Consider the following 10725-nt stretch of genomic DNA (forward strand, 5'->3'; position numbering starts at 1 on the left):
TTTCAATTGATTATTGATTCCAATATTTGATCAATTGAGCTTTCAAGCTCTTGATTAGATGATTCCTTGATCTCGGTTAGAAGGTTAGCTTCCACTATCTCCCCTTCTTGTTCATCTTGATCAGTTTCTGCTTCAAAAAGGTCAACTTTGACAAGATGCTGGTTGATTATATATTTCTCCAACTTTTTAATGTTAGGAAAATCAAAGATTAAAGTTGAAGATAAATTCACTCCTAAAAGCTTGCTCAGTCGCTCCTGTAACTCTACTGCCATCAGCGAGTCCATCCCCATCTCGAAAAATCCTACCTCTGGGTCTGGTTTGTTTGTCATGGGTAAACCTAAAACCTGGGCAACTTCCTCTTGTAGTGCTTGTTGCAGCACTTTCCTCCTCTGAGTTTCGGTTACAGCCTCCAGCCTTTGTCGTAAACTGGGGGCGATATCCGTCTTAGCCTCAACCTCTTCAGTCACAGTAGCTATGAGCTCTAGGAATGGACGAGGACCCTTGAGGGCATACATAGTTTTGAAGCGAGACCAGTCATTGCGACTAACTGTCACCTGAACTTCGTCACCTGAAAGCAGCTGCTCCAAGGCAGAAATTGCCAACTCCGGTGAGAGGGTTTCTACTCCCATTTGAGCCAACAATTCTTGAGCCTCAGCTGTTGCCATGCCACCCCCTGCCCAGGGTCCCCAATTTATCGCTAATCCCGGTAAGCCCAGGGAGTTACGATAGTGCATCAGCCCATCCAGGAACTGATTCGCTGCTGCATAATGAGCCTGACCTTTTGAGCCCCACACTGAGGCAATGGAGGAGAAGCACACGAAGAAATCCAGATTTTCCTTCTCACAGAGCTGATGTAGATTCCATCCCCCCTTGACTTTGGGACGTAGCATTTCCTCCCACGCTTCCGGCGTCAACTCTTCGATAACACCTAATCCTCCTGCTACTCCTGCGGCATGAACAATCCCTTTGAGAGGATTCCCCTCTGCTTGCATCTGCTGCCAGACTCGTTCCATGTCTGTCTGTTCCGCCACATCCGCTGCTATGACACTGACTTTAGCCCCTGCCTTTTGTAGTTCTTCCACAGCTGGCTTCACCTTCTCTGTCAGACCCTTCCTACTGAACAGGAGCAGATGGCGGGCTCCCTGTTGGACTAACCAATTTGCCACTTTCAGCCCCAAGCTTCCCAATCCACCTGTGATCAGATAGCTTCCCGTTGGCTCTACTTTGAACTTCTTCGATGTTGAAGGCGAACTGGAAACTAACCGGGGCACATAACGTTCTCCCTTACGGTATACCACTTGGTCTTCAGCATCAGGGTTCAGGAGTTCTCTTAGAAGACATGTTATTCCAGCTTCTGCGGTTTCATCCGGCTCTAGGTCGATTAATCCTCCCCACAACTCAGGGTGTTCGAGTGACGCAACCTTGCCCATTCCCCACACAGGCGTCTGAGCCACAGATATAGGATGCTCTCCCAAGGCTACTGCTCCTGCTGTGACTACCCAGACTTTTGCTACAGTTGGCTCGTCTTGTTGCACTAAGGCTCTTATTAGTCCTAGCAAGCTTTGGCAGGTAGTTTCTGCTTGAGAAGGGACTTCCTTACTTTCCTTACGGGTTAAATATATAATTCCTACCAACGGCTCCTCGGTTTCTTCTTGAACTCGATGCAATAGTTGTGAATAGTCTTGAGGGGGCTTTCCAACAATCTGGCAGCTCTGCCCTTGGTGCTGGAGTCGCTCTGCTAACTTCTGTGCTACAGTTTCCTCACCCTCGATAATTAGCCATTGACCAGGCTGGGAAGGGCTTTCTGGAGCTAGGGCTGAAGGCTTTAGTTGCCACTGTATCTGGTATAAACAATCCCTCAGAGCTGCTTGTGCCAGTGCTTTTTGATGATGGCCAATCAGTTGCTGCACGACTTCAACTGCTGTCAAGGAGCCGTTTCCTGACAGCATTGCTGTCAACTGCTTGTAGTCTCCTAGGTCAAGGAGCTCAGTTACAGGAGAAGAGTTTTTAGCCGATAACTGTTTTGTTGTTTTGTCCCTGCTTGGAGAATTTTCTACCCAATACCTTTGTCGTTGGAAGGGATAGGTAGGTAAGGCGACTTTGTGACGAACATAATCTTGGTCAAATCCTGACCAATCTATTGGGGTTCCCTTTACATATAACTGTCCTAAACTAGACAACATCTGTTGCCATTCATCAATTCCCGGACGCAATGATGGCAACCACACAGCTGCTCCCTCTGGTAAACATTGCCTTCCCATCCCTAATAATATTGGTTTAGGTCCGATTTCTAGGAACAGTTGGCATTTCTTTTGATACAAAGTGATCATACTCTGGGCAAACCGCACTGGTTGCCGGATATGATTTACCCAATATTCAGCAGAACTAATCTCTGCACCCACTTGTTGGCCAGTGACATTTGATATCAGTGGTATGCGAGGCTGACTATAGGTTATTTCCTTGGCTACTGTTTTAAACTCTGCCAAAATCGGTTCCATCATAGGGGAATGGAAAGCATGGGATACCTGTAAAAATTTGGTTTTGATTCCTGCTGATTCTAGATTAGTTGCGATCGCTCTTACTGCTTCCGACTCCCCAGAAATTACTGTATTTTCTGGTCCGTTGATGGCCGCAATAGTCACCTTTTCTGTATATGGTTCTAGGAGTGCTCTTACTTTTGATTCTGATGCTATGACTGATACCATCTCGCCACCAGTAGGTGATTTTTGCATTATAGCACCTCTGGCTGCAATTAGTTTCAGACCATCTTCTACACTGAAGACTCCTGCTACTGTTGCTGCTACATATTCACCCACACTGTGACCCATGACTACATCTGGTTTAATCCCCCAGGATTCCCATAGTTTAAATAAGGCATATTCTATGGCAAATAAAGCTGGTTGGGTATAAGCTGTTTGGCCTAGTAGGGATGAATCTAATGAATCGTTTCCTGGATAGAGGATTTCTCGTAATGACGTTTCTTGGAACGTTTCGACAGTGTTGATAATTTCGTTACACTGGTTAATTGCTTCACGGAAAGTTGGTGCTTTTTGGTACAACTGCCTTCCCATATTCACATACTGGGAACCTTGACCTGTGAACAGAAAGCCTACTTTCGGTAAACGGCTACTTTTTGCTAGTTTTCCTGAGAATACTTCTGCTACTTCCGCTTCTGTTTGCTGTTGCTTTAGTTTATATACTACTTCATAAGTGGTTGAGGCCATCACGGCTAGTCGATAGTTGAATTTGGCTCTTCCTGTGTTGGCTATGTAACAAATATCAGCGAGACTAGATTCTGAATAGGTTTCTAGATAATTTTGATAACGACTAACTAATTGATCTAGAGCTGTTTTTGTCTTAGCTGATAGGGTTAATATATGGAACGGACGCTCAGTTTTATTTTCTGTTTTTAAGTTTTGAGTTTTGAGTTGAACTGGGGCTTCTCCTACAATAAGATGAGCATTAGTTCCACTCATGCCAAAAGAACTAATCCCTGCTATTCTTGGTTCTTCTCCAGAAGACCAAGGTATTAGTGATGTAGGAATTTTTATTGGTAATTTATCCCAATTTACATAGGGATTTAGTTGTTTTAAGTGCAAATGCGGTGGTATTTCCTGATACTGAAGCGATAAAACCACCTTGATCAAAGACGATACGCCTGCTGCTGCCTCTAAATGACCAATATTGGTCTTCACCGAACCAACTATTAATGGTTGATTAAAAGGACGGTCTTTACAGTGTATTTTGGCTAAAGCTTCTATCTCTATCGGGTCTCCCAAAGAAGTCCCAGTCCCATGAGCCTCAAAATAGCTAACTTGATGAGGTTCCAACTTAGCATTTGTCAAGGCTTCTTGAATCACTCTCTGTTGAGCCATTCTATTCGGAACTGTCAGACCACTACTCGGACCATCGTGATTAATTGCCGAGCCTCGGATTGTTGCCAAAACTAAATCGCGATCAGCTATAGCATCGGATAAACGCTTCAACACTACAACACCACAACCTTCTCCTTGACCATAACCATTTGCAGAGCTATCAAAAGCTTTGCAACGACCATCAGGAGATAGTGCTTTCATTTGGCAACGAGCAATAGTGCTCGTTGGCGATAAAATGAGATTGACTCCTCCTGCTAATGCTAAGTTGCACTCCTGTGAACGTAGACTTTGACAAGCTAGATGAACTGCAACTAAAGAACTTGAACAAGCTGTGTCTAGTTGTATATTCGGTCCTTGTAAACCAAGTAAATGAGAAATACGACCTACAGCAACACTTCTAGTTGAGCCCATACATGAATAAGCATCTGTAGAATTTTGATGATTTTGGTACTTATGACTAAGTTCAGCATAGTCGTCTGTAGAGATTCCTATGAATACACCAGTCTTGCTTTCTCTAAGTCCAATCCACTTTTGTCCAGCATTTTCCAATGCTTCCCATGTCACTTCTAAAAGCAGTCTTTGCTGAGGGTCTATACTCACTGCTTCCCGAGGAGAAATGCTAAAAAAATCGGCATCAAACTGGTCAACTTGTTGTTCAATATATCCACCTTCTTTGGTGTAAACTTTCCCTGGAGCTACTGAGTCTGGCTCGTAGTAGGCATTAACATCCCATCGTTGAGGTGGTACTTGTGATATCGCATCTCTCCCACCCTGTAATAAAGACCAATATTTAGATGGATCATTAGCACCTCCGGGAAATCGACAGCCCATGCCAATTATAGCGATTGGTTCAGTTTTGGCTTGATTTACTACTTCAAGCCTAGTTCGCATTTCCTTTAGAGCTTTAAGGACTTGTTTAGGTGAAAACTTTTGTTCGTTTGTTTGAGAAATATCGTTCATTTTAGTTGCCTTCATTTAAAATAGTATCAATTTCTTCCAACTGTTGTGCTATTGCCTCCTCAATTTCACTTTCAGATTGAGTCTCCCACTCTGAATCAACTATGTTTAAACGCTGTGTATTTTTACTGTTACCACTCTTTATTTTTATGCTTGTATCCTCTGGAAAAAGAGCATTAATTAAGTATTTAGCTAAATCTTGAATAGTGGAAGCATCAAACAATGTAGCTGCGGTAATCGAACAACCCAAACTAGAACTCAAAACATTTCTCAGCTCAACTGCCATCAATGAATCCATACCCATGTCAAAGAATCCTAATTGTTCATCAGGAAGTTGAGATTTAGAAAATCCTAGTAGTTTACCTACTTTAACTTGGAGATAATCAATCATCAATTGGTTACATTCACTTTCAGTCGCTGCTGCTAGTTCTCCTAAAAATTCTTCATTCTTAGGGTTTTTTGCCAGTTTTGTTGAAGCAAAAGCCTCTAAAAATAATGGTATCTGCACACCATCGGACAGTTGCGCAAAAAATTGAGACCAATTTACGGGAAACACGCCTACTTGACTGACTGATTGTGATAATAACTGTCCTAATAGCTGTAATCCTTTTTCTGGAGCTATTGAACTTATTCCCGTATTCTGTAGTCGATTTTGGTTTTGACTTGTCATACGAGCTGCCATTCCTCCCTGCCCCCATGCTCCCCAGTTAATAGTTAATCCTGGTAATCCTATGCCTCGACGATAGTGAGCAATCCCATCCATAAAGGCGTTTGCTGCTGCATAGTTTCCTTGACCTGGTGAACCAAGCAAAGAAGCCATAGAGGAAAAACACACAAAGAAATCCAAATGCAGATCTTGAGTTAGTTGATGCAAATACCAGGTTCCTTGCACCTTCGGTGCCATCACCTTGGTAAATCTCTCCCAACTCATCTGTTGCAGCACCCCATCATCCAAAACCCCTGCAGCATGAATCACACCTTTGAGAGGTGGCAACGATTCCTGAATCTGATCGAGAATCCCAGCTACATCTTGTTTTTGAGAAATATCCCCTAATAATACAGAAATTTCGGCTTCTGTTTGTTCTAACTGCTTAATAATTTGAACTGCCTTTTCTGATGGGGCACTACGTCCAGTCAATACTAAATGTTTTGCTCCTTGTTGAACCATCCATTGGGCTAATTCTAATCCTAATGCTCCCAGACCACCAGTAATTAAATAACAGCCTTCCGGCTTAAGTGTCACCTGTTGCTGTTGCTCTAAGTTAGAGTTATCCAAGCGCCTTACTAGTCGAGCTACATGACGTACCCCCCGACGAATTGCTATTTGGTCTTCAGTATCAGGATGTAATAATTCCTTGGCTAATGTTTGTAAAGCTTCTGATGAACCAGATGTCGGGTCTAAATCAACACACCGACATTGTAGTTCTGGATGTTCAACAGCAATTACCCGACCTAATCCCCATACAGGAACTTGCTGTACTTGGGACATATGCGAATTTTGTTCTACACTCTGAGTTCCTTGAGTCACGAGCCATAGGGCAACTGGGTATTCAGGGTTAGATGCCAACCCTTGAACCAGATGAAGCACACTACCACAACCGAGTTCCTGAGCACTTTCTAAATCTTCAGTAGAGGTATTGAGATTCCAGAGATGAACTATCCCTTCTAATTTTACTGGAGCAGTCAATAACTCCTGCAATAATTGTTCAAATTCCTGTGGATTAGTTGGGTTAACTTGATAATGTTGCTGATCTAACTTTTGGTAGTTATGACCTGGATAAATTAAAAGGCAATGCTTGTTGTGTCCCTCCAAAATTGTGGCTAACTCTTGACCGGTAAAATCAGAATCCACAAATAATAGCCAAGTTCCAGGAGCATTTTGATGAGTAAGTAAAATTGACTCCTGGTTTATATCTTTACTTGGCTTCCATTTTAGTTCGTAAATCCATTGTTTTACTGCTACCTCCGAGTAAGATAGAAGTTTACTCAGAATTTCTTGGTTCGAATGACAAATTTTTTCTTTTGGTTGATTTTTTTGCTTTTTAGCAGTCAAGAGTACATAGCTAGCTAATCCTTTTTTCAACAACTTACCAAGTTGATTATAGGATTGCATAGCAGATCTGAGATGTTCATCATTATTCTTCTGATATGCATCATCAATAATTTCATCAAATTCAGGATCGTATAGAAAGTTCGCTATTTCCAAACTGACATCTATAGCACTTATGAGTTGAAGATGTTTTTCAGATAGTTGTTCAATCCAATGCTGTTTAGTAATAAAGTAGGATGAAGTTTCATCATGGTTAATATCAGAATTACCACTAGCAATGAAATCAGCCAATACTAATAGCCCTTCTTCCCGAAGATGATTACTGATATTCCAGAACAAATCATTTTTATTTTCAATATGATGAGCAACTTCAAATCCAAATATCAAATCATAGCTATCAGGGAATTCATCTTTGGAGCTATCTCGATTAAAAACTTGAATCCGATCCTGAAGTTGATAAGTACTAACTTGGTCAGTAGCAAATTTAGCTTGTTCGCTAGAAATGGTATAACCATTTAGTTGCAAATGTGGGTAAGTTTGAGCTAAAGTGATTAAATCTGAGCCATATCCGCAACCAAAATCTAACACTTTATGACGATTTAAGAAATCAACTTCTAAAAAACACAATTCCCTTAACTCTTTTTGAGAATCAAGAGCAACTTGGCTGAATTCTTCTTGGTTGGTACTCGCCAAAAAATTCATCCAAGAAAAATTGGGAATAATTTCAGTAAAGATACCAAAAGTTAGGAATCGTAATGAATTAACTTTGTTACTATTATCAGCAACCTTAAATTGTTCTTTAGTAAACTTAGTGGCTGAATTATAATAGTCATACACTACATTTCCTTTGAATTGAATGTAACTTTGATGGCGATTTACTAGAGTATTTAATAACTTTGGTAGAAGTTTTTCTTCATCTTCTGTTAGCTGTGCAGCTAGGTATAACTCCTTAGTCAAACTCTCAGTATTTCCTTGATTAAGTAAGTCAACAATTGGACTTGATCCAGATTCTGTAGTGAATTTTTTGTGTTGGTTTTCGGGAGTATCTATCCAATACATTTCTCTTTGAAATGGATATGTTGGTAATGCTACTTTCTCACGACTATAATCTTGGTCAAATCCTAACCAATCTACTTTGGCTCCCTGCACATATAAATCTCCTAAACTCCAGAGCATCTGCTGCCATTCATCCACTCCCGGACGTAACGATGGCAACCACGCCCCCACCTCTTCTGGTAGACATTGACGTCCCATTCCCAACAAAATTGGTTTGGATCCAATTTCTAGGAATAATTCATATCCTTCCTGGTACAAAGTTTTCATGCTATCGGCAAACCGTACTGGTTGGCACACGTGATTTACCCAATATTTGGCTGTAGCTATACTTTTGTCCGCTCTTGTGCCTGTGATATTCGATATTAGTGGTATCCTTGGTTGATTGTAGGTAAGTTGATTCGCTACAGCTTCAAACTCGGCCAACATTGGTTCCATCAATGGTGAATGGAAGGCATGGGATACTTGTAGTTGTTTGCTTTTGATTCCCTCTGATTCGAGGTTAGTTGCGATCGCTCTTACTGCTTCCGAATCGCCAGAAATCACTATACTTTGGAGTCCATTTATGGCTGCTATGGCTACTTTTTCTTCCAGGGACATCGCATTCAAAGTCTCCAGAACTTTCGACTTTGATGCCATAACTGAAACCATTTCTCCACCAGCAGGTAACTTTTGCATCAAAGAGCCCCTAACTGCAATTAGTTTCAGACCATCTTCTAAACTGAATACTCCTGCTACTGTTGCTGCCACATATTCACCCACACTATGACCCATGACTACATCTGGTTTAATTCCCCAGGATTGCCAGAGTTTGAATAGGGCATATTCTATAGCAAATAAGACCGGTTGGGTATAGGCTGTTTGATCTAGTAGGGATGAACCTGATGAATCGTCTCCTGGATAGAGAATGTCTCGTAATGACTTGTCCTGGAACGTTTCGACAGTACTAAGAATTTGTTCACATTGGTTAATCGCTTCACGAAAAGTGGGTGCTTGTTGATACAACTGCCTTCCCATGTTCACATATTGGGAACCTTGTCCTGTGAATAGGAAGGCGATTTTAGGTGCTGTGGTATTGTTTAGCAGTTCTGCTGAAAAGATTCCGGCTACTTCCTCTCCCTGTTCTTGCTGTCGGAGTTTTTCAACTAAGTCTTGTTGGTTCTGTGCGACAACTGCTAGTCTGTGGTTGAACTGGGCACGTCCAGTGTTCGCTGTATGACAGATATCAGCTACCTTTAATTCGGGATGAGTTTTTAGATAGTTGTGATAACTACTTGCTAACTCACTAAGAGCCGTTTCAGTTTTCGCTGACAGGGTTAATAGATGAAGTGAACGTTCTAGCTCATCTTGAATTTTGAATTTTACTGGCGCTTCTTCCAAGATTATATGAGCATTAGTCCCACTAAAACCAAAGGAACTCACGCCAGCGATGCGAGTTTTACCATTGGTCTGCCAAGGGGTGAGTTTAGTCGATATTTTTACTGGTAATTGAGACCAATTAATATAAGGATTAGGCTGGTTAAAATGCAGTGATGGTGCAATCTGTTGATGTTGCAGTTGCAGAACTAATTTCATCAAACCCGCTATTCCAGCTGCTCCCTCTAAGTGACCAATGTTAGTCTTAACTGAACCAATGACTAAAGGTTTCTCTTGAGAGTGGGTTTTGCCAAATACAGTTCCTATGGCTTCAACTTCAATCGGGTCTCCCAAGGAAGTTCCTGTACCATGAGCTTCAATATAACTGACATTTGCTGGCTGCACTCCTCCATTTGTCAAAGCTTGACGAATAACTGATTGCTGAGAAGGACCATTGGGTACTGTTAAACCACTAGTATCACCATCTTGATTGATGGCACTGCCACGAATTACTGCCAAAATATTGTCCTGGTCTGCCAGTGCATCTGATAAACGCTTGAGTACAACAATACCGCATCCTTCACCACGGACAAAGCCATTAGCTGAGATATCAAAAGTCTTGCACCGACCATCCACAGATAACATACGAGCTTTGGAAAAGCTGATGCTAACCTCTGGTGATATCAATAGATTCACTCCTCCTGCCAGGGCCATATTGCATTCTTGATTCCTTAAACTTGAACAGGCTAAATGGATAGTTACTAATGAAGAGGAGCAAGCTGTGTTTAATGCTAAATTAGGTCCGATTAGCCCCAGAGTATAGGAAATTCGCCCTGATGCTGTACCGTGGGTATTACCTGTAGCTGCATAGGCATCAAATTTTTCTGAACCTTGACTGAATATACGTTGAGTATAGTCGTTACCACAAATACCAATAAAGACGCCTGTTTGGCTACCTTTGAGCTGTTGCGGATTTTTTCCTGAATTTTCCAGGGCTTCCCAACTAACTTCCAGGAGTAATCGCTGTTGAGGGTCTAGATGGATTGTTTCTTTGGGAGAAATAGCAAAAAAATTGGCATCAAACTCCTGTATTTGGTCAATAAATCCTCCATGACGACTGTACATTTTGCCAGGAGTGTCTGGGTCTGGATTGTAATAATCATCAAGATGCCATCGGTCTTTTGGTACTTCAGTGATTGCATCTACTCCATTTTGTAAAATATCCCAGAAAGCTTCTGGAGTAGATGCACCTCCAGGGAAGCGACAACCCATACCAATAATGGCTATTGGCTCTGTAGCTGCTGTTTTAATTTCTTGTAATTTGGCAGTTGCTTGTTCAATTTTTAGCAGTAGAAGTTGCTCATTTGATAGTTGTTTTTTGGGGGAGTTGAGTTCCATCTTGATTCCTCCTGTACGGGTTATTATTAACTAATT

The 10725-nt window shown here is 41.7% G+C and carries 2 protein-coding genes; both read right to left on the minus strand.

The genetic code is table 11. From position 1 onward, the window contains the following. Positions 1-2: 2 nt before the first annotated feature. Positions 3-4835 (minus strand): type I polyketide synthase, encoded by a 4833-nt coding sequence (locus tag F6J90_RS20490; RefSeq protein ID WP_293097441.1) that lies wholly within the window; start codon positions 4833-4835, stop codon positions 3-5. Between the two features lies 1 nt (position 4836). Next, a complete protein-coding gene (locus F6J90_RS20495; RefSeq protein ID WP_293097444.1) occupies positions 4837-10689 on the minus strand; it encodes a type I polyketide synthase in 5853 nt (1950 codons plus the stop codon). Positions 10690-10725: the final 36 nt, after the last annotated feature.

Source organism: Moorena sp. SIOASIH (assembly GCF_010671925.1).
Taxonomy (GTDB): domain Bacteria; phylum Cyanobacteriota; class Cyanobacteriia; order Cyanobacteriales; family Coleofasciculaceae; genus Moorena.

Coding starts and splice junctions, on each gene's coding strand:
- F6J90_RS20490 (WP_293097441.1), bottom strand. CDS start 4,835: ATGAACGATATTTCTCAAACAAACGAACAAAAGTTTTCACCTAAACAA.
- F6J90_RS20495 (WP_293097444.1), bottom strand. CDS start 10,689: ATGGAACTCAACTCCCCCAAAAAACAACTATCAAATGAGCAACTTCTA.